21 protein-coding genes are annotated in these 24,496 nt (G+C 44.8%); 4 read left to right on the forward strand and 17 right to left on the reverse strand.

Going from position 1 to position 24,496, the window contains the following annotated elements:
- The 12 genes from PGY05_RS05900 to PGY05_RS05955 all read right to left on the reverse strand — a co-directional run bounded on the left by PGY05_RS05900 (position 1) and on the right by PGY05_RS05955 (position 14,540).
- A complete protein-coding gene (locus tag PGY05_RS05900) occupies positions 1-771 on the reverse strand; it encodes an acyl-CoA dehydratase activase (RefSeq protein ID WP_270475533.1) in 771 nt (256 codons plus the stop codon).
- Between the two features lie 246 nt (positions 772-1,017).
- Complete coding sequence (truA, locus tag PGY05_RS05905; RefSeq protein WP_022220796.1) at positions 1,018-1,764, reverse strand: tRNA pseudouridine(38-40) synthase TruA; 747 nt, start codon at positions 1,762-1,764, stop codon at positions 1,018-1,020.
- An 11-nt stretch (positions 1,765-1,775) separates the two neighbouring features.
- Positions 1,776-2,600 (reverse strand): energy-coupling factor transporter transmembrane component T family protein, encoded by an 825-nt coding sequence (locus PGY05_RS05910; RefSeq protein WP_055156067.1) that lies wholly within the window; start codon positions 2,598-2,600, stop codon positions 1,776-1,778.
- Complete coding sequence (locus PGY05_RS05915) at positions 2,597-3,460, reverse strand: energy-coupling factor transporter ATPase (RefSeq protein WP_022220797.1); 864 nt, start codon at positions 3,458-3,460, stop codon at positions 2,597-2,599. Before PGY05_RS05915 ends, PGY05_RS05910 begins: the two co-directional genes overlap by 4 nt.
- Positions 3,445-4,296 (reverse strand): energy-coupling factor transporter ATPase, encoded by an 852-nt coding sequence (locus PGY05_RS05920; RefSeq protein ID WP_008373161.1) that lies wholly within the window; start codon positions 4,294-4,296, stop codon positions 3,445-3,447. The genes PGY05_RS05915 and PGY05_RS05920 overlap by 16 nt, the downstream gene beginning before the upstream one ends.
- Positions 4,297-4,436: 140 nt before the next feature.
- Complete coding sequence (locus PGY05_RS05925; protein WP_270475510.1) at positions 4,437-5,126, reverse strand: GTP pyrophosphokinase; 690 nt, start codon at positions 5,124-5,126, stop codon at positions 4,437-4,439.
- Positions 5,127-5,215: 89 nt separating this feature from the next.
- Entirely contained in the window at positions 5,216-6,859 is a 1,644-nt protein-coding gene (locus tag PGY05_RS05930) for a PucR family transcriptional regulator (protein ID WP_195255922.1), read from the reverse strand.
- Between the two features lie 178 nt (positions 6,860-7,037).
- Positions 7,038-8,408 (reverse strand): amidohydrolase, encoded by a 1,371-nt coding sequence (locus tag PGY05_RS05935; protein WP_195255923.1) that lies wholly within the window; start codon positions 8,406-8,408, stop codon positions 7,038-7,040.
- 37 nt (positions 8,409-8,445) lie between these two features.
- On the reverse strand, positions 8,446-9,144 hold the full coding sequence (locus PGY05_RS05940; protein ID WP_008373154.1) for a hypothetical protein: 699 nt from the start codon (positions 9,142-9,144) through the stop codon (positions 8,446-8,448).
- A 13-nt stretch (positions 9,145-9,157) separates the two neighbouring features.
- Positions 9,158-9,853: a DUF5058 family protein gene (locus PGY05_RS05945; protein ID WP_008373153.1), complete on the reverse strand. Its 696-nt coding sequence runs from the start codon at positions 9,851-9,853 to the stop codon at positions 9,158-9,160.
- Between the two features lie 204 nt (positions 9,854-10,057).
- On the reverse strand, positions 10,058-11,911 hold the full coding sequence (locus PGY05_RS05950) for an ATP-dependent helicase (protein WP_270475511.1): 1,854 nt from the start codon (positions 11,909-11,911) through the stop codon (positions 10,058-10,060).
- Complete coding sequence (locus tag PGY05_RS05955) at positions 11,832-14,540, reverse strand: DEAD/DEAH box helicase (RefSeq protein WP_270475512.1); 2,709 nt, start codon at positions 14,538-14,540, stop codon at positions 11,832-11,834. Before PGY05_RS05955 ends, PGY05_RS05950 begins: the two co-directional genes overlap by 80 nt.
- A 276-nt stretch (positions 14,541-14,816) precedes the next feature.
- Between PGY05_RS05955 and PGY05_RS05960 the strand changes: the two genes are divergently transcribed.
- The 4 genes from PGY05_RS05960 (at position 14,817) to PGY05_RS05975 (ending at position 18,323) form a co-directional block, all read left to right on the forward strand.
- Positions 14,817-15,755, forward strand: a complete 939-nt coding sequence (locus PGY05_RS05960) for a phosphate ABC transporter substrate-binding protein (RefSeq protein WP_270475514.1) — start codon at positions 14,817-14,819, stop codon at positions 15,753-15,755.
- Between the two features lie 136 nt (positions 15,756-15,891).
- Positions 15,892-16,767 carry a phosphate ABC transporter permease subunit PstC gene (gene pstC, locus PGY05_RS05965; RefSeq protein WP_008373142.1) on the forward strand — a complete coding sequence of 292 codons (876 nt, stop codon included), beginning with the start codon at positions 15,892-15,894 and terminating at the stop codon, positions 16,765-16,767.
- Positions 16,757-17,590: a PstA family ABC transporter permease gene (locus PGY05_RS05970; RefSeq protein WP_008373141.1), complete on the forward strand. Its 834-nt coding sequence runs from the start codon at positions 16,757-16,759 to the stop codon at positions 17,588-17,590. Before pstC ends, PGY05_RS05970 begins: the two co-directional genes overlap by 11 nt.
- A 1-nt stretch (position 17,591) precedes the next feature.
- Positions 17,592-18,323: a phosphate ABC transporter ATP-binding protein gene (locus PGY05_RS05975; protein ID WP_270475515.1), complete on the forward strand. Its 732-nt coding sequence runs from the start codon at positions 17,592-17,594 to the stop codon at positions 18,321-18,323.
- 83 nt (positions 18,324-18,406) lie between these two features.
- On the opposite strand, the gene gatB is transcribed toward PGY05_RS05975, so the two are convergent.
- From gatB to aspS, 5 genes are all read right to left on the reverse strand, one after another.
- Entirely contained in the window at positions 18,407-19,840 is a 1,434-nt protein-coding gene (gene gatB / locus PGY05_RS05980) for an Asp-tRNA(Asn)/Glu-tRNA(Gln) amidotransferase subunit GatB (RefSeq protein ID WP_117557128.1), read from the reverse strand.
- A complete protein-coding gene (gene gatA, locus PGY05_RS05985) occupies positions 19,841-21,331 on the reverse strand; it encodes an Asp-tRNA(Asn)/Glu-tRNA(Gln) amidotransferase subunit GatA (protein ID WP_117834676.1) in 1,491 nt (496 codons plus the stop codon).
- A gap of 14 nt (positions 21,332-21,345) precedes the next feature.
- Positions 21,346-21,639 carry an Asp-tRNA(Asn)/Glu-tRNA(Gln) amidotransferase subunit GatC gene (gatC, locus tag PGY05_RS05990; protein ID WP_008373126.1) on the reverse strand — a complete coding sequence of 98 codons (294 nt, stop codon included), beginning with the start codon at positions 21,637-21,639 and terminating at the stop codon, positions 21,346-21,348.
- Between the two features lie 14 nt (positions 21,640-21,653).
- The gene (locus PGY05_RS05995; RefSeq protein WP_270475516.1) at positions 21,654-22,838 is read right to left on the reverse strand and encodes a hypothetical protein; all 1,185 of its coding nucleotides are present in this window, start codon (positions 22,836-22,838) and stop codon (positions 21,654-21,656) included.
- Between the two features lie 64 nt (positions 22,839-22,902).
- Complete coding sequence (gene aspS / locus PGY05_RS06000) at positions 22,903-24,234, reverse strand: aspartate--tRNA(Asn) ligase (RefSeq protein WP_022220804.1); 1,332 nt, start codon at positions 24,232-24,234, stop codon at positions 22,903-22,905.
- Between the last annotated feature and the right edge of the window lie 262 nt (positions 24,235-24,496).

A 24,496-nucleotide genomic window follows, 5' to 3' on the forward strand; every position in this document is an offset into this window, starting at 1 on the left:
TTATCTCCTTTTATCCTTTTTTTCTCTGGCAAGAAGTGCTGCCCCGTATGCCCCCGCAAAACGACCAAACTCTTCTGATTCCACTTTCTGATCCAGCTTTTCTGACAGGATTCCTGTGAAATAAATGCTGTGACTGAGTCCTCCGGTCAGGATCACTCTGTCTCCAAGTTCCTTTTTCTGCGCAAGCTGCACTACTTTATTGGCAACAGAATCTACAACTCCGGCCGCAATATCTTCACGCTTTTTTCCTTCTCCGATATAGTTAATCACCTCAGATTCGGCAAATACCGTACAAAGTGAGCTGATCGGAATAACTTCTCCTGCTGCCGCCATATCAAATAATTCATTGATCGTAACACCCAGGCGGTTCGCCATGATCTCCAGAAACTTTCCTGTTCCCGCCGAACATTTATCATTCATCTGGAAATCGGATACCATTCCATTCTGTACAATGATCACCTTCGTATCCTGTCCTCCCACATCAATGATCGAACAGTCCCCCCCTGCAAGTTCACGACCCCCTCTGGCATGGCAGGTAATCTCTGTAATTACATGATCTGCAAAATCAACTGCGATTCTTCCATATCCTGTAGCAACTACCTTTGTATCATCTGAGGTAACATCTACCCCCATCTCAAGCAGCTTATTCTTGATCTTTTCGCAAGTCTCTTTGCTGCTCCATCCTGTCGGCAGTACGAAATGTTCTTTCTTATCTCCTTCAACAACAACCTTGGATGCTGTTGATCCGATATCAATTCCTACATAATTCATATTTCTTCCCTTTTCTCTCTTTAATGACATCCTGTTTCTATGCTGTTTTTCCAAAATGCCTCTGGTTATTAGGATAACATTTTCATAATATTTCTTCAATAAAACTGCCTGTTTTACTTATTGTTTATCCGGATAGGCCGACTTCTCTATAGAGTTTTTCTATTGTAAAATTTCTCCGATATGTAGTACCTTCTATTCGGAATTTCCTGTAAAAAAATGAGCCTGCCTAAAAAGCAGACTCATGCACTATTCCTCATTCTGATAGCGGATTTCCATCAGGCAGAGTCCCTGCGGCGGTGCCGTGACCGCTTCCCTGGTTCTTTCTCCGCCTTCCAAAAGTTCCTTTACCTTTTCCGGTTCGTAAAATCCTCTTCCGACACGCACCAGTACCCCGGCTATGATGCGCACCATGTTATACAAAAATCCATTTCCCGTAATCCGGATCGTAATATGCTCTCCGCTTTGCAGAATCTGCAAATCCGTGATTGTCCGCACCGTTGTCTTTGCATTAGTACGGATACAGCAAAATGGTGCAAAATCGTGTTCTCCTTCCAGATAAGCCGCTCCGCGTCTCATCTGCCCCACGTCCAGGTCAAAACTTACAAAGTAATTATAAAGCCTCTCTGTCGGAATCGGCACTTTCGTATTGATGATATGATATTCATAGGTTTTCAGAGTATCCTGATAACGTGGATGCCAGTTAAGATCCACCTCATCTGATTTTACAACTACAATATCTTTCGGAAGACGCTGATTCAGGGCATAAGAAAAACGTTCTGCCGGTATCCTGCTTTCCGTGTCAAACACAGCAATATTTCCTCTTGCATGAACCCCGGAATCCGTCCGGCTCGCCCCTATCACCTGAATCTCTTCTCCGGTGAGCTTACAGATTGCCTTATTCAGCACTTCCTCGATCGTAATTCCATTTGGCTGGATCTGCCAGCCACAATAATTTGTTCCATCATAAGCCACTGTTAATCTGATTCTTCTCATCTTATGACTCCTTAAAAGATCCACAGCTTGAATGGAACATATCTTCCAACAACAAATGCGATCACAACATACAGGATCGTAATCAGGTATGCCATGTGGTCAGCACTCTTATAAATCAGAGGTTTCATCTTGGTTCTGCCATTGCCACCGCGATAACATCTTGCTTCCATTGCCATTGCAAGATCATTGGCACGGCGGAATGCGGATACAAAGAGCGGAACCAGGATCGGAATCATTGCCTTTGCCTTCTGGATCAGATTTCCACTTTCCATATCCGCACCTCTGGCAATCTGTGCCTTCATGATCTTATCCGTTTCCTCCAGAAGGATCGGAATAAAACGAAGTGCGATCGACATCATCATCGAAATCTCATGTACCGGTACATGGAGCTTATTCAATGGGTGAAGAAGCTTCTCCAGACCGTCTGTCAGTGAATTCGGTGTAGTTGTCAGTGTCATAAGTGAGGATCCCATAATCAGATAGATCAGCCGGATCGCCATATAAACCGCTGTGCTTAAGCCGTACTCCGTGATCTTGATAAAGCCCACATGGACCAGTGTCTTTCCGCCCGGTGTCAGAAATAAGTTGAAACATACTGTGATCAGAAGCAGAATGATAATTGGCTTCAGTCCTCTGACAATGAATTTAAACGGTACCTTCGCCAGCTTAATGCATCCAAACAGGAACACAGTCGCAAGTACATATCCCAAAATACTTTTAAATGTAAAAAGAGAAATCAGATACAGCAGTGTGCATACAATCTTCACACGCGGATCCAGCTTATGGATACGGCTGTCAGCCGGATAATATTGTCCAATCGTTATGTCTCGAATCATTTGGCTGCCCTCTCCTTCTTCAGTGCTTTCATAATGCCATCCGCTGCTTCTTCTATCGTGGTTGCATCTGTCGGAACATCCATTCCCTTTTCCTTCAGCGCATGCATGATGTACGTTACCTGTGGTGCCGCAAGTCCCACACTCTCCAGTTCTTTGTAGTGTGCAAACACTTTCTTTGGCACATCATTAAACATGACGCTGCCTTTATTCATCACAATAATACGATCCACATATTTTGCAATATCTTCCATACTGTGGGAAACTAGAATGACAGTCATGTCTGCTTTTTCGTGCAGATAGGCAATCTGATCCAGGATCTCATCTCTTCCCTTCGGATCCAGTCCTGCAGTCGGTTCATCCAGAACCAGTACCTTCGGACGCATTGCCAGTACACCTGCGATCGCTGCACGTCTTTTCTGCCCGCCTGACAGATCAAACGGGGAATGATCGAAATATTTTTCTTTGAGACCAACAAGCTGCAACGCCTCTCTTGCCCGCTTTTCACATTCTTCCGGTGAAAGTCCCTGATTCTTCGGTCCAAAACAGACATCCTGAAGTACATTGACCTCAAAAAGCTGATGCTCCGGATACTGAAAGACCAGCCCGACCTGATTTCGCAGCTCACGTAAGTTATAGTTTTCTCCGTAAATATTCTCTCCGTTGTAATAAAGTGCTCCGCTTGTCGCCTTGATCAGTCCGTTCAGATGCTGGATCAGTGTCGATTTACCGGAGCCGGTGTGACCAATGATCCCGACAAATTCACCGTGTGGGATTTCCAGGGATACATCCTTCAGCGCATGCTTTTCATATGCAGTTCCTTCACTGTATACATAATTGATATGTTCTAATTTAATCGACATAATATCTCCACCAATTCTTCCTTCTTCAAAACTCCCGCCGGAATATCAAGTCCTCTTTTTCTCAGTTCATCAGCAAGGATCGTCACCTGCGGCACATCCAGTCTGTAGTGCTTTAAAGTATCCACCTGTGAAAAGATTTCTCTCGGTGTTCCCTGCATTACCACATGACCGTGATCCATTACGAATACATGATCTGCATCTACAACCTCTTCCATGTAATGGGTGATCAGAATCACTGTAATGTGTTCTCTTTTTCTCAGCTCCATCACACTTCGAAGTACTTCTTTTCTTCCATTCGGATCCAGCATCGCAGTTGGCTCATCCAGTACAATACACTTTGGACGCATTGCCATGACACCGGCGATCGCAACCCTCTGCTTTTGCCCCCCGGACAATTTATTCGGTGAATGGTGACGGTATTCAATCATCCCAACCGCTTTCAGGCTATCTTCCACTCTCTGCCAGATCTCCTCTGTCGGCACGCCCAGGTTCTCCGGACCAAATCCCACGTCTTCCTCAACGACCGTTCCTATGATCTGATTATCCGGATTCTGGAATACCATTCCGGCGCTCTGACGTACATCCCACAGATGTTCATCTTCCTTCGTGTCCATTCCGTCTACCCACATGGTTCCGTCAGACGGAACCAGCAGGGCATTCATATGCTTTGCAAGTGTAGACTTCCCAGAGCCATTATGCCCCAGGATCGCAATAAACTGTCCCGGCTCGATATCCAGCGATACCTCATCAATAGCGCGGCTTTTCCCTATAATATTACCTTCTTCGTCACGCTTTGCATATTCAAATACAAGTTTATCTGTCTTGATCATTTTCATGGTATTTCCTCATATCCATTCTGTAATTTATCTGTCCATACTGTACTAGATTATAACCTAACTGGAATGCCTATGCAATTGATTTCCTGATTGTATCAAAAAAAGAATGCGCCTTCGCACATTCTTTCCCTGTGTTTCTACTACATTTTTTCAATCTTATCCCTGAGTTTCAGCATTTTTGCATCCAGCTCAGATATTTCATCTGCATAGGTTTTTAATTCCTTTGCAACCTCTTCATTCTCTGTCTTCTTATAAAATATCTGGTACTCAAGCACAGACCAGTAATCCATTGCCACCGTACGGAGTTGGATCTCCACCTTTTCCTTCAGTGGTCCTTTGGATGAATAAATTGGGACCTCCACGATCATGTGAAGACTCTTGTATCCGTTCTTTTTGGGATTCTTAATATAATCTTTCTCACGGATGATCTGTACATCTCCCTGCGCTTTCAGACGGTCTGCGACCTCGTACACTTCATCTTCAAATGGACAGACCACGCGGATTCCGATCAAATCCTTCAGTTCTGCTCTTGCCGTGTCAAAATCCGGCTCCAGGCCTTTCCGGATCAGTTTTGTATAAATACTCTCTGCCGTCTTCACTCTGCTGCTGATCTGGTTGATCACAACATGGCGTTTCTTGCGCGAAAGATCTGCATTTATCATATTCAACTTTGCTGTAAGAAGATCGATTGCAGCTCTGCATCTGAGCTGATACTTCTGATCCTGAAGCGAACAGTCTATCTCTGCAATCTCTTTTGCAGCCTCTGTCCGGATCAGCTTTTCAGAGCACTTATTTTTCTGCTTTATCTTTGCCTTCTGTTTCTTTGGCATAGGCATCTCCCTTTTTGTCTTTTTTTTCACACAATATATATTGTATCATCTTTTGCCCTGAAAATCATCAATTCTTGTTCAAGGAAACGTTAAATTTTTTCTTCCAGATTCAAAAAGCGCAGTAAAAGCTCTGCATTCATCCGTGCAATATTATCGCTCCAGTCAATCTGCAGAAGTTCGTTTACCTTGTCGATCCTCTTCCTGATCGTATTGATATGTACATATAATTTTTCAGCTGTTGCGCTGTAGTTCATATTATTTTCCAGATATACTTTTAAAGTCTTTAAAAGCTCGATATTCTTTTCATCTTTCAGGAGTACACTGTAAGCCGAGAGCATATGAGTAAGCTCTTCTTCCGGAATATCCAGCCATGCAAGTGCACCAAGCTGAGAATACTCCCATGCAAAAAGGCTTGGATAAATCATTTTCCCCATATTCAGTGCTTTCTGGCATTTCTCTATGCTCTGACGGATACGTCCAAGAGAAGCGGCATCCAGTGAATAACCAAATTCCAGTGCCGTCTCCGGACAGCTCTTCAGAACTCTTCTCCGGAATTCTTCCAGAAGTGCCAGGATATGACCTTTCTCCCAGTCTTCTTCTCTGTCCTCCAAAAAAAGAATTCCCACATTTTCTCCGATCATTGCGATTCTGGCATATTTGATCAGACTGCTTTTCCTGTAAGCCTCAAGGATCTCTTTTCTCCGGTTTGGAAGTTCTTCCTGATTGTCCGCGCGCCGGAACAATACATACCTGTATTTTGTACTCATGGAAATTCCCTGTACATTCGCCTGAAACATCATCTTCTGTGTATCATCTTCCGTTGCACTCAAAGCGTATAACACAAAGTTCTCAAATCCGATATTTCCCATGTTCTGCGCCGCTACGATCTGCTCATATAATCCCTGCAGCATCAGATAGGCAATCCGGATACTGTATTCATCATAATAATCCAGGAATTCCCGCGCTTCCATCACGGCAAAATACGCCTGTACACTTCCATTTACAGAAATCGGGACCCGTATCCAGCTGATTCTCGGTCCCTCCTGGTGACTCTGATTCACAAGACGGTATCTCACCATGTCCATGTAATCACAAAGCGTATGCCGGGTATACGGCATTGACGGCTCCCAGAAATCCTCTGTTTCAAGTCCGAATCCTTTCGCTATCTTCTGAAAATTCATCGAACTGTAATACGCCTCTTCTTCTACAAAATCATATAAAAATGCCGGGAAACCCATCTCAGCCTCCATCGCCTGCAGGATCCGCTTGATCTTCTGCTCTTTATATGAAAAATTCGACATCTGAAATGTCATATGACTGGTATTGATCCGCAGCCTGCGTATGGTCCGGTTCAGCACAGCAGTATTAATCTGGCTCATCACTTCCATCCATGGTGCTGAAAATGGCATGGAGATAAGGGGCACCTCATACTGATCAAAAAGCTCCAGTATCTCCTCCGGTATTTTCTCCAGATATCGTTCTCTTTTGATCATCATTCCCGCTGATTTCTGGACACTTCCCTCCCGGAATGCTTTTTCAATACAATCTGGTTCCTTTGCAATAACGTACCCTGATGAAAGTACCAGTTCCTTCCCTTTTGTCCAGTGAAATGCATCCGGCGCCTCCATAACTGTGATTCCCTGGATCTCACGGTGCAGTCCCTTTGCCCCCGCCAGAACGTAAAAATCCTTAAAATAGTCCTGCGATAATAATTCTTGTATTGCGATACCCATTTCTGTCTCCTGCCTGACTGCACTTATCCCCCTCACACAGTCTGTTTTTCTCCTATTTTCTCAGTGTAACATTCATGAAAATTCTTGTCAAATCCAGTCACACACTTACTTTTTTTCCTCATAAAAATCCCGGAAACCTCACGGCTCCGGGATCTTTTTTCTTTACTTTTTCTTGTTCTTATTCACCCTCATACATCGGTGCATATGGTTCTCTGTCCTGCGCATCGAATTCGTCCTGAATTTCTTTTCGCAGTTCCGGCTGTGTATACAGGTCATATGCTGTTGCTGCAATGACTTTCGCTGCGTAAAATGCACCTTTCTGTCCGATCGTGCTTCCGGCAGATGCACAGCTCTGCCAGGTATGCGGTGCAACACCAACCGGCCAGCAAACTGCAGTAAAGAGGTTCATCGGCATCATCTGGCTCACATCTCCACTGTCCGAAGAAGCAGTAAGCGGTGCTTTTTCCCAGGCATTTCTGGAAACAACACCATCTGCTAATGCCTTTTCTTTTGCTTCATACATTCTCTGATCTCTATCTTTGATAGCCGGATCAACGGTAGCCTGCAACTGTCTTGCAAATTCCATTTCCTCTTCCGTATAAGTTGGTGTTCCGACCTCCTGCAGATTCTTCCATGTCAGATCCGCAAATGATTTTTCGCTGACCATATCGCAGCAGCCATATTCAATTTTGGTCTCAACCTCCGTCTCTGTCATCATTGCAGCACCTTTTGCCACAAGTGTCAGTCTGCGGAGAATGTCTTTTACATCGCTGATGTGCGGAGCCCTTGTAAAATACCATGCACTTGCTTTATCCGGCACGATATTCGGTGAAAATCCGCCACTGTCTGTAGTATAGTGGATTCTTGCCTTGTCAACTACATGCTCTCTTAAATAGTTGGCGCCTACACTCATAAGTTCCACTGCGTCAAGCGCACTCCGACCTCTTTCCGGCGCAAATGCTGCATGTGAAGTTTTTCCTTTGAAATAAAACTTCGCAGATGCACTCGCCAGATATCCTTCATCATAAATCATGTTTGCAGACATCGGGTGCCAGCTCAGTGCCATATCGCATCCGTCAAACATATGATAATATGCCATTTTTACTTTTCCACTTAGCAATTCTTCTTCCGGGCATCCATAGAATCTTAAGGTTCCCGGAATTCCTTCCTGCTCAAGAAACCGTTTGATCATGATCGCTCCTGTCACAGCCCCTGCGCCCAGAAGGTTATGTCCACATCCATGTCCTGCTGCACCCGGTGTTACCGGCTCTTTCGTGATCTGGCATTTCTGGGAAAGTCCCGGAAGCGCATCATATTCTCCAAGAACAGCGATCACCGGTTTGCCACTTCCATATTCTGCATAAAACGCATGTGGAAGATGTTCTTCATTTACAATCACAAATCCTTCATGATGAAGAAGCTCACGGATCATATCCGCTGACTTCTGCTCATTCCCGCCACTCTCAGGATTATTCCATAAATTAGTGCAGATGTCCACGCAGGTAGACCTAAGTTCCTCCATCTGCCCAAGCATCTCTTTTTTCGTCATATCTACCTCTCCTTTTCCATCCAATTATACACTATTCTTACTTTCCGGCTTCTTTTTTCTTTCCATAAGTTGCAAGTGTTACACCGATTGCTACAAATACACTTGCAAGAGTTGTCAGATAGTTTGCTGCTCCCGGAAGCCAGTTGAAAAGACCTGCGTTAATTGCAATACCAATGAGAATTGCAAATGCAAGCATACCACCTGCAAATTTGATTCTTTTCAGTCCAAACTGCATAAGCAGGGCACCAAACAGTGCCGGAAGCAGATAATTCAATGCCTCTATCACACTTGCCGGCATTGCTGAAAGTACAGAGCTTCCGAGGATAACTCCGATCGTCAGCACAGATACGTTGATGACGATGGATGTCGCCATACCGATTACTGAAACGATCGAACCTTTTTCTGTTCCTGGTTCAACGTCAGCTGCGACCTGAGCCATACCAGCACAAGGAACTCGCATATTGGAAATATTTCCTGACAAAAATGCCATGTATGTACCTACCGGACCAAGTACGGTAAAGTAAGAAATCGGTTCTACAACCCAGAGAAATCCAAATGCACTTGCTGCAGAAATAAATGCGGTGGCAAGTGCAGCAGGTTTTGGAAGAAGTCCGTACACAACTGCCAGTACAAGTGCCGGCAGGAAAGATAATACAGCTCCAAGCAATCCGGTAAGTTTACCAATCTTATGCATCTGCGGCATATATTCGCCCTCATAAAAATCTTTTTTTTCCATGTTCGCTCCTCCTTTAAATCACGGCTGTGATGATCATTGCTGCCAGAATTGAAATCGTAAGATTCCATTCTTTCAGCCACTTGATATTCTTTTTTTCTGAAATGGTTAAAAGTATTGCCATAAATACAGCTCCAAGTACGCAGGCAACTGAGTTTTTATTCAGCTTGATCAGATGAGAAGATGACATTGAACTAAATGCACCAATGATAGCCGCACTTGAAATTGCCATCAGTTTTGCCGGATCTCCACCTGAAATTTTGTGCTGTACCTTGTCCATACGGCTTGCAGAAATAGTTGCAAAGATGATCCATCCGATCGATCCAAGGATCATGGTCCATACTGCCATATCAAGTGCCAGTGGTGTCAGTGTATCTGCTCCAAGCTGTACACCAACTGATGCAGTACCAAAACCTGCTGCGATAGATTCAAACATAACGGAACCGATCAGGGAAAGTCTCATCCACGCCATCGGTCCTCCAACAGTGATCAGAAGGGAAAGCATTCCACTTAAGATTACAATAGATGGTCCAATGGAAGTGATCGCGCTGCTCTTGATTGCGTTCTTCATCTGCTTTTCTGTAAGTCCGATCTTCTTTCCTGCCGAATAAGATTTTTTTGCAAAGATCAGGGCCTGTGCGATAACGAGTATTACCGGGATTCCACAGGCGATCCACATCGGTATACTGTTGGCGATTTTCATAGCATCCATATTGCTACCTCCTTAGAAATAAATAAAATATTCATAAAATTTATTGAAATTATAATAAAATTATCGCGATAATTCTATGAATAAATGTTCACTTTTCTTTTAAAAGGCATATAGAGGTGAAAAAAAATTCACTTCCATATGCCCTTTCATGAAAAAATATTTTATTGATAAATTCTTTCAGCAAACAATTTGTATTGCCATTTTCTATAAGCCTTTCAAAACTTCCACTTCGCCAAATGCTTTCAGAAATTGTTTTTTTCCATATCCCGGAAATTCCAGTTCGATCATCATCTCGTCCTCAGAAATAATCTCCCCTTCCCCGTACTTCGGATGTCTGCCTTTTCGCTCTGGCTTCCGTGTTTCTTTCTGTTCTTCTTCCTCCTGCTTTTTCTCCCTGATCAGCTCCCGCGTATCTTTCCGCAGTTTCTGCAGATTCGCTTTCCGCGACTCACTTCCCGGCTTTTCTTCCCAGTCGAGCAGCTCCTCCGGTAGCATCCGCAGATAATTGCTTGGTGTTTCATATGTCCCCGGGATCGTCGGATTTGTATAATAGGAAAGTTCCAGATTCTTCCTTGCACGGGTCAGTCCTACGAAGAACAGACGGCGCTCCTCTTCTTCCTGTTCTATGCTTTTGCAGCGAAGCGGAATCAGTCCCTGATTCATTCCGATGATGAATACATAGTCAAATTCCAGACCTTTTGAGGCGTGCAGTGTCATAAGATGAACTGCGTCTTCTTCCTCCGTCTGTCGTTCTGTATCTGCCGCTTTTTCCATCGTATGTTCGCCTGAAACCGCATTCAGCTTCCCTTCTGCAACATACTCCCGGATCATATGAGGTCTTTCCGGAACCGGATCCTCATCCTCTTTCTGTTTTGCCGGAAGAACATAAGAAAGTTCTGCTCTTTCAAATACTTTTTCCAGAATCTCTGCCTGCTTCTGCACTCGGTAGAAAACCGCAATCTCCCGGTAAGGAAGTCCCTGCTCATGAAGCTCACGGATCCGCTCTGTCAGATACTCTGCCTCGATAAATGGATCATAATGATTCCTTACCAGAATCTTCTCCCCTCTTTCGCCACTTCCCTCAATCTTTCCTCCAAACTGAAGAAAACGGTTCGCCGCTTCCAGGATCACTTCATCGGACCGGTAGTTAACCGGCAGAGTCAGTTCTTTTGCGCCAAATCTGTGCTTAATCAGGAAGAACATATTCGGTCCGGTTCCTCTCCAGCTGTAGATCACCTGATTCGGATCCCCCACCGCAAAAAAGTGGGTCTGTGTGCCTTTTAACGCCTCCAGAAATTTCAGCTGTTTTTCGTCACTGTCCTGTACCTCATCGACAATGATCCACTTAAGATCCAGCACCTCTTCCTGCTCTTTTGCCACCTGCGTTCCTTCTTCCAGAAGATCTGCAAAGGACATTTTATTCTGCTGTCTTTTTGCCTTCTCAAGAAGCGGAAAGATCTGAAACAGATCATCTTTGTATTTTCCCTGTGTTCTTCCTTTCCGATATGCCGCGTAATCCTCTTCCATCCGCTTTTTCAGACGGTTCTGGTATTTGATCTTATAACCGCCTTCTTTTGCGATGGCAAGCACCATTTCCATTTCATCTTCCGGTGTGATAACGGTAAATTCCCGGTTCCATTCTTCCAATTTTGTTCCGTCTTCTGCCTTTTCCGGAAGAAATCTTCGCAGAATCCTTAAGGCAACACTGTGAAAGGTTCCAAATCCCCACAGTTCTTCTTCCGTAAGCTCTGCTTCTTTTCTGGATAGACGTTCTGCGATCTCATCTGCCGCCTTGTTGGTAAAGGTAAGCACTGCCATTTTCTCATACGAAACCTGCTTTTTCTCATGCAGATGCCGCACTTTCTCGATCAGCACTGTTGTCTTTCCGCTCCCTACATTTGCATTTACCAGACATGCCGGGCTTTCATCCAGCACCGCCTCCTGCTGGTAAGGATTTAAAGTTTTTATTTCTTCTATATTATTCATTTCCAAGCTGTTCATCATATCGCCTTTGCAAACGGTCTCTCTTCTTCTGTCGTTCTTTTTTCTCCTGCTCATCCATTTTCGCTTCATACCGTACCCGGATCTGCATATCCGCCGGACAGATCACATGATACCGCAAGGTATTGGTCAGACTTTGGAGGTTATCCGGCTCCATCAGCCATTTTGCATAAAATTCATTTTCCATCGTCAGGATCAGCTTGTGTCCTTCTGTACTGACTTTTTTAATGGTCTTCAGGAACTGCCCGCCTGCCTCGCCATTTTTGACCACGGCATAACAGACCTTCTCCCACTCATCCGGCAGATTGAAAAAAGAAAATTCTTTCCGGATCACAGGCTGTGGCTCTTTGATATTTTTCTTCAGATAAACCGGTGGTTCGCTCTCTTCCAGAAGATTATCAAGTCCCCACAGAACCGTCTTCTTATCCAGATTGTAGTCACCTACGCATGCCGGACAGCCATCCTCACACGGACAGCCGCTGACCATTTTAATCGCACTTTCCAGAATTTCCGGAATCAGATCATAGATCTTCTCCGAATAACCAAGTCCTCCCTCATATTTGTCATAAATGAAGAGGGACACCTTTTCCTCCCGGAACTCATCCGGAATAGTCGCATTGTTGGACATGGTCACATCAATATCATCCCGCTCCGTCATCGTCACCATCATTACCGCATTCTTGATCGCATACTGCATTCCGTCAAAATGATTGTTCAGCACCAGCTCTCCCATCCGATTTGGCAAAAGAAGACTCCGGTAGACTCTGACAACATTCTCCGGCATCGTAAGCCAGGTGCTTTCCGTGCCATAATCCTTCTGAAGCGGCTGTGTCAGCGTCACATAGCCCAGATTCTGATGGTTATGGAACTGCAGTTTCTTGTACATGGCAATGATTTCGTTTACATTGATATCTCCAAAACGGATTTCCGTCCTCTGATACGCGTCCTCCTGAAATACATGCAGGATACGCGTCTCTTCCTGTCCTGCCGGTACCGTATAATAATCCCCTGTAAACGGAATGGCGTAAGCTGTCCGGCTGACCAGATCCATCTTCGTGATCTCATAGGATGCACCATCATGCATATATACAGCACCCGGATGGATCTCATGGTATGCCTGGGATTCGTCCATCTCCGTGATCTCATGTCCGTCCTCCTGCGCGAGCAGCTTGAACCTGGTCTTGTCCATATTACGCAGGCTGTAATCCCCTGCCGGAAATGCAGGTCCCGCCCAGGCAAATCTTCCGGCAAGACTTTTTACTTCTCCGGCGCTTAAAAGCACCGGGATCATTTCTCCAAGATCCGGAAAAAGCGCAATATCATCCAGTGAAAGGGGCATCTCAGCAGCCGCTGCGCGCAGATGTGCAAGCTCGATCAGAAGATTGTCCGGATCCACGATCGCATTTTCACTTTCTCTTGAGAACAGCCATTCCGGATCGATGGCAATGTACTGGTCAAACGGTTCATTTTCCAGGATCAGATAATTGACACAGGCACTGCCGCTTCGTCCGGCACGTCCACTCTGTTGCCAGAAGGACGCCCTTGTCCCCGGATAACCGACGATCACAGTTGCATCCAGCTTTCCGATGTCGATCCCAAGCTCCAGTGCATTCGTCGATACCAGCCCGGTCAGTTCTCCCTCCGTCATCTTCCGCTCAATCTCTTTTCGCTCCAGCGGGGTATAACCGCCACGGTATCCTGCGATCAGATCTGCCGGATTCTTGCCGCCCACCCGCGCCATTCCAAGAAATCCGGCAGCATCTAATTTATCCTTTGCTTCTTTTAGAATAACTTCTACATTTCTTCTGGATCGTCCAAAGGTGATAAAATGATGATCCTCTTCCACCAGCTCCGGTATCAGTCCTGCTGCCACGGTTGACGCCGCAATCCTTCCGTATACTTTGTCATTATTCCCCTTGATCTCCGGCGGCTGGATAATACAGTATTCCTTCTCCGGTGCCGGCGATCCATCCCGGTCAATCAGCGTAAATCCGCTTCCACAGATCTTTTCGGCAAGCTCTACCGGATTGGCGATCGTCGCGGAGCTGCACAGAAAATGCGGATTCGAATGGTAATACCGGCAAATCCGGTGCATTCTCCGGAAAATATTTGCCAGATGTGCTCCGAAAGCACCGCGGTAAAAATGAAGCTCATCGATCACTACATATCGTAAATTTGCAAAAATCGCGTCAAACCCGTAATTGCTGTGATTCGGAAGGAATGCCGAGTTCAGCATCTCCGGATTGGTCAGGATAATATTTGCACTCTTGCGAATCCTTGTCCGCTCGGCAGGTTTGGTATCTCCATCGTACACGCCTGCTGAAACTCTTCCCTCTCCGAAAAATTTCAAAATCGACTGCATCGCGCGGTACTGGTCACTTGCCAGTGCCTTGGTCGGGTAAATAAAAATCGCACGTGTCAGCGGGTCTTCCAGAATTTCCTGCAATACCGGGAGCAGAAAGGCAAGCGTCTTTCCACTTGCCGTCGAAGTCGTAATAACCACATTTTCTCCGGCTCTGACCTTTTCAAACATCTCAACCTGATGTGCATAGAGTCTGGAAATATGGTTGCTTTCCAGATATCCCCGGATTTCTTCCCGGAACTCCTCCGGGTAGTCCCGGTACAACGGCTCCCTTTTCTTCATTTTTCTTGTATAAATGATCAGCTTTTTAATTTCTTCCGTCATGAATTCCTCCATAATTTAAAAAATGTGCACCTATGGCACGCAATACCTTTTATTTCACAGGAAGTTCCCGTAGAATAAAAACCAAACACATATTCGTATGTACAGTATAGCATGGCTTTTCCATTCCTTCCATATATATTTAGTGTATAGATATATTCTATATCATTCATGTAAATTATCTATAAAAAATGTTGTCCATGCAACATACATTTTATTAAAAGAATGTTAAATTCTTATTTTGGATATGTAAATTTTATTCAGGGAGGAATACATACAATGAAAAAGAGATTTTTATCAATCGCTCTTACACTTGCTATGGTATCATCTATGGCAGTAGGATGCGGAAGCAGTAAGTCAGATTCTGCTGACAGCAAAAAAGAAGAGGATGCAAAGACAGAAGCTTCTGCCGATACAGAAAGTAACCAGATCTTATTTAACGGATCTTCTACTTTAGCACCGGTTATCACTTCTATGGCTACTACTTTCTTTGATACTTATGGAACATGGGATGCATATGATTCATCTCTTCCAAAAGAAGATATCGCAATCTACGTTTCAGCAGGCGGATCCGGACAGGGAACCAAAGCCGTTATCGATGGAACTGCAACATTTGGTATGGTTGCAAGAAGCGTAAAGGATGAAGAAAAAGAAGCAATCAAAGATGAAAAAGAATACCAGGTTGGTATCGATGCTCTGACGATCGCAGTAAACCCGGCTAATCCGGTAAATGATGTTCTTGATAACCTTACAACGGAACAGATCGTAGGACTTTTCTCCGGCGAATATGCTACATGGAAAGATCTTGACTCATCTCTTCCTGACGAAGAAGTTGTTGTTATTACACGTGATATCAACGGTGGAGCTCACGAAGTATTCCAGAAGAATATCATGGGTGACACAGAAGTAAAAGCGGATGCGATCCAGGCTTCTTCTATGGGTGAACTTGTTCAGGATATCATTGATAACCAGTACGCAATCGGATATGCTTCATTTGGTGTTGCTAACCAGAATGAAGGAAAAGTAACTCCACTGAAAGTAAACGGTGTTGCTGCAACAAAAGAAAACATTCTTGATGGATCTTACATCATCCAGAGACCACTTCTTCTTGTAGGTTCTGGTGATCCGACAGATGTACAGCAGGCTTTCCTTGATTACGTTCTTGGTGATGAAGGACAGAAAACTGTAGAAGATATGGGATTCATTCCTATGAAATAATCTTCCGATATTGAAGGGGTGTGCAAAGACACACCCCTTTTTCTTGCTATATGTCGCTGGTTAATCCCAGGGGTCAATTTTGATTTGTATCCGGACAGCGCTGTCTGTCCTGCATCATACCTAGAAAGGATTTACTATGTTTAAGAAACTTTCAGATAAATTCAGCAAAGGAATCATTTATCTGGCTGCCTTTCTCGTAACGGCACTGATGGCAGTCATGATGATCCATATTGTGAAGGAAAGTATTCCTGCCATTTCACAGCTTGGAATCAAAATGTTCCTGCCTACCACTGAATGGCGCCCTGTCAGTCAGAAACCGCAGTACGGACTTTTACCTGCGATTGCCGGTACCCTTTATGTCTCAGCGATCGCAGTTGTCCTCGCACTCATCTTCGGCGTTGCCTGTGCCTGCTTTCTGGACTATTACCTTCCGAAAAAGGTGGCATCCTTATTCCTTGCGTTCATCGATCTGGTTGCAGGAATCCCGTCCGTCATCTTCGGATTTATCGGACTTACGGTTCTTGTAAAAGCCTTTGCCACCCACCTCCATATGGCAGCCGGTCAATGTATCCTGGCAGCCGGGATCGTGCTGGGGATCATGCTTTTACCATTCGTTATTTCCACCTGTCATGAATCTTTACAGACTGCACGAAAGACTTACGAGTTCAGTGCGATCACACTTGGATTCTCCAGAGAATTTACCCTGCTGCATTTTATTCTTCCGGCAATCCGGCCGGGAATCATTGCAGGTGCAATGATGGCATTCGGCCGCGCACTTGGCGAGACAATGGCCGTCATGATGGTAATCGGTAATTCCCCGATTTATCCCAAACTCCTTGGACGTGGTCAGACACTTCCTGCCCTCACCGCACTGGAAATGGGAAGTATTGAATACGGAAGCCTTCACCTCTCCGTACTTTACGTTGCAAATGCTGTGCTGCTTGTGATTCTTTTCATCGTACTCGGTATCAGCTATCTTCTGAAAAGGAGGCTTGCCACCCATGAGAACTAAACTGCAGAAATTTTTCACACGCCTGATTCTCAGTATACTCGGACTTTGCGTGATCGTTGTTACACTCTTCCTTTTCCTTTATGTCTTCTGGAAAGGGAAAAAAGTATTTAGTCTGTCCTTCCTTCTGGACAAGCCTGCCGGTGTTCCACTTGGAACTGCAGGCGGTATCTATCCTGCACTGATGGGTTCCATTTACCTTGGCGCACTTTCTGCACTGATCGGCGGTATCCTTGGTATCGGCGCTGCCATTTATCTTGTATTTTACAGCACCGGAAAACGATTTTCCGTCCTTGTAAATATGGCGATCACCGGACTTTCCGGAATCCCTTCGATCCTGTTCGGGCTGGTTGGATATACGCTTCTGATCTACCGTTTTGGACTTAACCGCAGCCTTCTGTGTTCAGCACTGTGTGTTGCAGCAATGATCATTCCTTTTGTTGCAATCCGAGCAGAAAAGATTCTGGAAGAGAAGGGGCGTGAATATATGAAGAACTCCCTAAGTCTCGGACTTTCCCGTGAGTATGCCCTCCGGAAACTGATCCTTCCGGTCTGCTCTGTAGAGCTTCTCGGAACCGTTGCGCTTGGAATGGCATACGGCATGGGTGCCGTTGCACCAATTTTATACACCGGAGCTGTCATGCAGGCAGATGTTCCGCATTCTCTCTCCGATCCGTTCATGTCACTTCCATATCACCTGTATATCCTTGTGAACAACGGATTTTCTCTGGATTATGCTTATGGAACCGCATTTGTACTGATGCTCTTCCTACTCATCATCCAGTTAATATGTAAATTTATCACCTATCTACGAAAGGACAACTGATATGCTGAATATAGAAAATCTAAAATGTGGATTTGGAAAACACGAAATTCTTCACGGAATCAGCCTGACGATCCCGAAAGGACAGATTACAGCCATCGTTGGTCAGTCCGGCTGCGGAAAAACAACTTTTCTGAAAACCCTGAACCGGATGGTAGAAGAAGAAGGCGGCTATCTCTCAGGAACAATTACTTTAGAAGGAACCGACATCAAATCTCTTCCGAAAGAAAAACTCAGAAGGCGTGTTGGCATGGTTTTCCAACAGCCGATCGCTTTCCCGCACAGTATCGAAAAGAATCTGTCTTATGTACTGAAATACCACGGTGTCCGTAATAAGAAAGAGATTGCTGAGAAAATTACAGAGTCTCTGCAGAAAGCAAAACTCTACGATGAGATCAAAGATCAACTGAAAAAATCCGCCCTCAAATTATCCGGCGGTCAAAAGCAGCGTCTTGCTATCGCACGAAGCCTCTGTGCCGGTCCGGAGATCCTGCTCCTTGACGAGCCGTGCTCCGCACTGGATATGAAGAATACAATTGCAATCGAAGAAACACTTTTGGAGTTGAAAGACCAGTATACTTTCGTCATCGTCACACATAATCTGGCTCAGGCAAAGCGAATTGCCGATCAGGTGATCTTCATGGATCATGGAGAAGTACTGGAAGTGACGGAAAAAGAGAAATTCTTTGAAAATCCGGCATCGGAACCGGCGAAAGAGCAGATACAGTATATGTAATAAAAAACGAGCAAATGTCTTTTCACATGACATTTACTCGTTTTTTTTATTTATTCCGCAAAGGATTTCTGTCAGTCTGATTTTTATTTCAGCATTTCTCTGAGCAGTTCATTAACCATACCCGGATTTGCTTTTCCTTTCATTGCCTTCATGATCTGTCCAACCAGTGCGCCAAGTGCTTTTTCTTTTCCACCCTTGAAATCTTCCACTGCCTTTGGATTCTTTGCAATCACTTCTTCCGCAAGTGTGCGGAGTGCACCTTCATCGTTGACGGTCTTCAGTCCGTGATCCTCTACATATTTTTCCGGATCCACATCCTCTGCAAATACCTTTTCAAATACCTCTTTTGCTACAGAACTGTTGATGGTTCCCGCGTCTGCAAGTTCGATCAGTTTTGCAAGGTTCTCCGGTGAAAATTTAATATCTGCCGGCTCCTGTCCGTTTTCATTTAACAGACGCATGGTTTCTACCATCAGCCAGTTGGACACCTTTTTCGGCTTGTTGCAGATTGCACAGGTTGCCTCAAAGAGATCTGCCATCTTCTTCGTTCCGGTAATGAGCTCCGCATCATAACGTGGAATATCATAATCTTTCTCATAACGTGCAAGTTTTTCATTTCTCAGCTCCGGCTGTTGGTCTTTGATCTTCTGGATCCATTCATCACTGATCACGATCGGCACCAGATCCGGTTCCGGGAAATAGCGATAGTCCTGCGCATCCTCTTTGGAACGCATTGCATAAGAATATTCTTTATTATCATCCCATCTTCTGGTTTCCTGAATGACTTTCTTTCCTTCTTCGATGAGTTCGATCTGTCTCTGTCTCTCTCCCTCGATTGCATGTGTAATCGCTTTAAAGGAGTTCAGGTTCTTCATCTCAGTACGTGTTCCAAACTCAGAAGCACCTACTTCACGAACCGAAAGATTGACGTCTGCTCGCATGGATCCTTCCTGAAGCTTACAGTCCGATGCTCCCAGATACTGGCAGATCATACGCAATTTTTCCAGATAAGCAATGACTTCATCTGCCGAACGCATATCCGGCTCCGATACAATCTCGATCAGCGGAACCCCACTTCGGTTATAATCTACTAAAGAGCAGTCCTCCCACTCATCATGGATCAGCTTTCCGGCATCCTCTTCCATATGCATCTCATGGATCCGGACTTTTTTCTTCTGCTCTCCGACTTCAATCTCTACATAGCCGTCTCTCGCAATTGGCAGATAGAGCTGTGAAATCTGATAGTTCTGCGGGTTATCCGGATAGAAATAATTCTTACGGTCGAATTTGCACACCTGTGTGATCTTACAGTTTGTCGCAAGTCCTACTGCCATCGCATATTCTACTACTTTTTTATTTAATACCGGAAGGGAGCCCGGCATACCGGTACATACCGGGCAGGTATGTGTATTCGGTGCGCCCCCGAATGCGGTACTGCATCCACAGAAAATTTTTGTCTTTGTTGCAAGTTCTACGTGAACCTCCAGACCGATTACGGTTTCATACTGCTTTGACATCTATGCTTCCCCCTTTCCGGCTGCTTCTGTTTTGTCGTACATAGATACCCATTTTTTCTCTGTCAGGCACTCATAGGTATAAGCTGCCTGAAAAAGCTTTTTCTCCTGGAAGCAGTCTCCGATGAGCTGCATTCCAACCGGAAGTCCTTTCGCATCCCGTCCAACCGGAATACTGATCCCCGGAAGTCCTGCCAGGTTGACGGAAATCGTATAAATGTCGCCCAGATACATTTTGATCGGATCACTTAAGGAAGCTCCAAGCTTCGGTGCTGTCGTCGGTGCTGCCGGCGCCAGGATCATATCATATTTTGCAAATGCACTGTCAAATGCCTTTTTAATCAGTGCTTTTGTACGGAGTGCTTTCAGATAATAAGCATCATAATATCCGGAACTGAGTACGAAAGACCCAAGCATGATACGGCGCTTTACTTCCGGTCCGAAGCCCTCGGAGCGGGTCTTTTTGTACATCTGGTGAAGCTCTTCATAATCCTTTGTGCGGTATCCGTATTTCACACCGTCAAATCGGGACAGGTTGGAGCTTGCCTCTGCTGATGCGATGACATAATAAGCCGGAATCGCATATTTTACAAGTCCAAGATCAAATTCTTCAATCTCAGCTCCTGCATTTTTCAGAACCTCTGCGGCTTCCAGAATCGGTTTTTTCACTTCTTCGTCCAGACCTTCTCCAAAATAATCTTTTGGAATACCGATCTTCATCCCTTTTACATCGTTTACCAACGCACTCGTAAAATCCGTGTCCTGGCGTTCTACCGAAGTGCTGTCTTTTACATCATGGGATGCGATGGTCTCAAGAACCGTCGCACAGTCGGTTACGTCCCTTGCAACCGGTCCGATCTGGTCAAGAGATGATCCGTAAGCGATCAGTCCATAACGGGATACCGTTCCGTAGGTTGGCTTGATTCCAACGATTCCGCAGTAAGAACTTGGCTGACGGATCGATCCGCCGGTGTCAGATCCAAGAGCATATGGTACTTCCAGAGCCGCAACTGCCGCACAGGAGCCACCGGAAGATCCACCCGGTACATGCTCCAGATTCCACGGATTCTTTGTCTCTCCATAATAAGAAGTCTCAGTCGTGCTTCCCATCGCAAATTCATCCATATTAGTCTTTCCGATCACAACTGCACCTGCTTTTTCCAGGTTCAGAACTGCTTCTGCTGAAAATGTCGGTACAAAATTACTCAGAATTTTTGAACTGCAGGTGGTCGTCACACCTTCCGTACACATGTTATCCTTGATCGCAACCGGTACTCCTGCAAGCGGTCCGCTCAGTGTTCCGTCATCGATCAGCTTCTGCACTTCTTCCGCTCTTTTTAAGGCAGCTTCTTTTTGAAGTGATACAAAACTGTTGACTTCTTTTTCTACTTTATCAATCTGTGCGAAGCAGGCTTCCACTGCTTCTTTTACTGTAACTTCTTTTGCCTGAATCTTTTTTCCAAGTTCAACGGCAGTAAGACCTTTCAAATCCATCTTTCGATTTCCTCCTATGCGAATGTTCTAGGTACTTTGTAGCTCTGTTCTTTCTGCTGCGGCGCATTTGCCAGCATTGCTTCGTGATTGTCTCCATTTGTCACTACATCCTCACGGAATACATTATTTACCGGAAATACATGTGACATCGGTTCAATTCCTTCTGTATCCAGTTCATTCAGGGTATCAATATAATCAAGCATGGTTTCCATATCTTTCTTTGCCTGCTCTTTTTCTTCGTCAGAAAGCTCCAGCTTTGCCAGGATTCCAACGTATTCGATTGTTTCATCCGAAATCTTGTTTGCCATTGTACTCGTCCTTTCTAATAATAATTATCGTAAAAGCTTTCGTACTCCTCCGATTCAATCCACTCACTCGGTGTAAGTTCTACTGTAAGTCCTTCCAGATCAACTTCTGTTCCATCGATCAGGACAATATTTTTCAGCTCCTGTGGAAATCCCGACTCTTCATTACCGATCAGCATTCCCATATAATTTTCGTATCCGGCGCTTACTGTCACGTCATAATCAAAAATTCCAAAACCTTCCACACATTTCACATCATAGACACCTGCAGGTACGTCTTTTCCTACTGTAAATTTATCCGATACGGTTTTCGATTCTGTAAGCGGATTTGCAATTGCTGTCAGATTCATCTGTGCATTCTCTGCTGTCATGTGAAGCTCCAGTGTATCCTCTACTATCACATAACATCCCGGAAATACTTCAAAGTCACTGACTTCTTCTTCCGTATTATCGTAGTCATCACCAAAATTGTACTGCACCCAGATATTATTTTTGCTGTCTGTCAGCTCTACCTGACCACTTCCACTTTTGCAGGTCAGTGTATAGGTTCCCTGCGGAAGATGTACACCGCCTTTATAAATTCCGGCTGTCAGGTCTACTTCATAAAGTTCTCCTTCTTCCGGCATCACTTCCTGCAAATCACTGTATGGATCTTCCTCGGTGTAGCTGTCACTGTCATCATGAGTATAGTCATCAAAATAATGCTGAACTTCATCGCTGATCGTTCCGCCAAGCTCACCTGCAAATGCTGCAATGATCACAAATCCGATCAGAAACTTTCCAAGCTTCCTTTTCTTTTTTACCGGTCTGCTACGTTGTTGCATTGAAGATGATGTATAACTGTAACTCTGGTTTCCTGTCTGGCTGTAGCTTGTGCCTGCGGTATTGTAGCTCGCATTTGCTGCAGAATATCCATTCCCCGCCGGATTTACTTTTCCTGCTGCCGCATTCTTTGACGCCTTTTTTGCAGCTGCTTTCTTTGCATTTTTATCTGCATTCTTCGCCTTACGCACATTTTCCCGAGTCATGGTCTTTCCTTCATACGGCTTTTCCGCTTCCGTATGTATATGTGTCAGCGATTCTTCATGACCGGATTTTCCAAGTGTCACATACTGATCATCATTCTTTGAATTGTCAAGCCCACACTCTGTGCAGATATTTCCGTTTAATTTTCCTCCACATAAGGAACATCTTCGTCTCATTTTGACCTCCCCCGCTGCCTCTTGTCAGCTTCCTTTTTTACCTGCCAGCCAGGGAGCTTCGTCTCTACGGAGTAAGTCTACTTAAATCTCTCGGGAAGAGGGTTGTCTCACGGACGTTATCTTCACCAAGAAGCTGCATTGTCAGACGTTCCATTCCGATTCCAAGACCTCCATGCGGCGGCATACCATGTTTGAATGTATCCAGATAGGTCTCCAGTCCTTCTTCCGTCATTCCCCGCTTTGCAAGCTTTTCCATCAGCATGTCGTAGTCATGGATTCTCTGTCCTCCGGTCGTGATCTCAAGTCCACGGAACAAAAGGTCAAAGCTGAGTGTGAATTTCTCATCCTGTGGATCGTCCATTGCATAGAACGGACGCTTCTTTGACGGATAGTAGGTTACAAATACAAAATCAGAATCCCATTCCTCTTTTGCGTACTGTCCGATCAGATGCTCTTCCTCTGGTTCCAGATCAAATGGATTGCGGATCTTACGTCCGTACTTTTCTGAAACCTTCTGCTTTGCCTCATCAAAACGGATTGCCGGAATTTTAGAGACATCTGGAAGTGTCACGTCCAGGATTTTAAGTTCCTTCGCATAATCCTTTTTCAGAAGCTCCATCGTATACTGAAGGAAGCCCGTTTCCATAGCCATGATATCTTCAAAGCTGTCGATATAACCCATTTCAAAATCCAGACTGGTATATTCGTTCAAATGACGCTTGGTGTTGTGTTTTTCTGCTCTGAATACCGGTCCTGTCTCAAATACTCTGTCAAAAACACCAACCATCATCTGTTTGTACAGCTGTGGACTCTGTTCCAGCACTGCCGGACGATGGAAATAATCCAGTCGGAAGAGGTTAGATCCTCCTTCTGCTCCTTTTGCTCCGATCTTCGGGGTATGAATTTCTGTAAAACCTTCTTTATACAGGAACTCTCTGAATCCTCTTACGATTCCTTCCTGAATTTTAAACTTCGCTCTTTCCCTTACGTTCCGAAGAGAAATGGAACGATAGTTCAGCTTCGCTTCCAGGGAAGTGTTCAGTTTCCACTTTGAAACAGCAAGTGGAAGGCTGTCTTTTGGCATACTGAGTACTTTTATCTCACTCAGACGGATTTCAATTCCGTTCGGTGCCTTCTCTGATTCGGTCAGTTTTCCTGTTACTTCTACTGTAGCGGCTTCTCTTAAATCTTTCAAGTTAAATTTTGTAACGCCTTCTTCGTATACACACTGGACCAGACCTTCCCGTTTTCTCAGAATCACGAAAGCGACTGTTCCCATGTCACGAATTGTATGAACGGCTCCATTTACCTTCACTTCTTCTCCAAGTCTTCCCTCTTCCAGTAATTCACTAAGTTCCAGCGTTTCTTTTTCTTTTACACCTGTCATAAATTCCATGTCACAATCCTCCTAAAATATGTTTTGCTTTTGTCAACTTCGTATTCCGGATTGTTTTTTGATGTACATGGCAATAAAAAAGTCCCGGAATACTTTTTCGTATTCCGGGACGGATAATCTGATGATCCGCGGTACCACCCGCATTGAATCCTTTGGGATTCCTCTCTTACATACGTAACGTGCATGAACCGTATTACCCTACTAAAGCACCTGTGCTTTCCATTCAGATAATCTGCTCCAGAGTGTTCCCTTCACCTCATTC

Source organism: Coprococcus sp. AF51-11b1 (assembly GCF_027682785.1).
Classification (GTDB): domain Bacteria; phylum Bacillota; class Clostridia; order Lachnospirales; family Lachnospiraceae; genus Allocoprococcus; species Allocoprococcus comes.

Bases quoted from the DNA above. Each gene is read 5' to 3' on its own strand.
- PGY05_RS05900 (WP_270475533.1), bottom strand. From the start codon at position 771: ATGAATTATGTAGGAATTGATATCGGATCAACAGCATCCAAGGTTGTT.
- truA (WP_022220796.1), bottom strand. From the start codon at position 1,764: ATGAGAAGAATCAGATTAACAGTGGCTTATGATGGAACAAATTATTGT.
- PGY05_RS05910 (WP_055156067.1), bottom strand. From the start codon at position 2,600: ATGATTCGAGACATAACGATTGGACAATATTATCCGGCTGACAGCCGT.
- PGY05_RS05915 (WP_022220797.1), bottom strand. From the start codon at position 3,460: ATGTCGATTAAATTAGAACATATCAATTATGTATACAGTGAAGGAACT.
- PGY05_RS05920 (WP_008373161.1), bottom strand. From the start codon at position 4,296: ATGAAAATGATCAAGACAGATAAACTTGTATTTGAATATGCAAAGCGT.
- PGY05_RS05925 (WP_270475510.1), bottom strand. From the start codon at position 5,126: ATGCCAAAGAAACAGAAGGCAAAGATAAAGCAGAAAAATAAGTGCTCT.
- PGY05_RS05930 (WP_195255922.1), bottom strand. From the start codon at position 6,859: ATGGGTATCGCAATACAAGAATTATTATCGCAGGACTATTTTAAGGAT.
- PGY05_RS05935 (WP_195255923.1), bottom strand. From the start codon at position 8,408: ATGACGAAAAAAGAGATGCTTGGGCAGATGGAGGAACTTAGGTCTACC.
- PGY05_RS05940 (WP_008373154.1), bottom strand. From the start codon at position 9,144: ATGGAAAAAAAAGATTTTTATGAGGGCGAATATATGCCGCAGATGCAT.
- PGY05_RS05945 (WP_008373153.1), bottom strand. From the start codon at position 9,853: ATGGATGCTATGAAAATCGCCAACAGTATACCGATGTGGATCGCCTGT.
- PGY05_RS05950 (WP_270475511.1), bottom strand. From the start codon at position 11,911: ATGAGCAGGAGAAAAAAGAACGACAGAAGAAGAGAGACCGTTTGCAAA.
- PGY05_RS05955 (WP_270475512.1), bottom strand. From the start codon at position 14,540: ATGACGGAAGAAATTAAAAAGCTGATCATTTATACAAGAAAAATGAAG.
- PGY05_RS05960 (WP_270475514.1), top strand. From the start codon at position 14,817: ATGAAAAAGAGATTTTTATCAATCGCTCTTACACTTGCTATGGTATCA.
- pstC (WP_008373142.1), top strand. From the start codon at position 15,892: ATGTTTAAGAAACTTTCAGATAAATTCAGCAAAGGAATCATTTATCTG.
- PGY05_RS05970 (WP_008373141.1), top strand. From the start codon at position 16,757: ATGAGAACTAAACTGCAGAAATTTTTCACACGCCTGATTCTCAGTATA.
- PGY05_RS05975 (WP_270475515.1), top strand. From the start codon at position 17,592: ATGCTGAATATAGAAAATCTAAAATGTGGATTTGGAAAACACGAAATT.
- gatB (WP_117557128.1), bottom strand. From the start codon at position 19,840: ATGTCAAAGCAGTATGAAACCGTAATCGGTCTGGAGGTTCACGTAGAA.
- gatA (WP_117834676.1), bottom strand. From the start codon at position 21,331: ATGGATTTGAAAGGTCTTACTGCCGTTGAACTTGGAAAAAAGATTCAG.
- gatC (WP_008373126.1), bottom strand. From the start codon at position 21,639: ATGGCAAACAAGATTTCGGATGAAACAATCGAATACGTTGGAATCCTG.
- PGY05_RS05995 (WP_270475516.1), bottom strand. From the start codon at position 22,838: ATGAGACGAAGATGTTCCTTATGTGGAGGAAAATTAAACGGAAATATC.
- aspS (WP_022220804.1), bottom strand. From the start codon at position 24,234: ATGGAATTTATGACAGGTGTAAAAGAAAAAGAAACGCTGGAACTTAGT.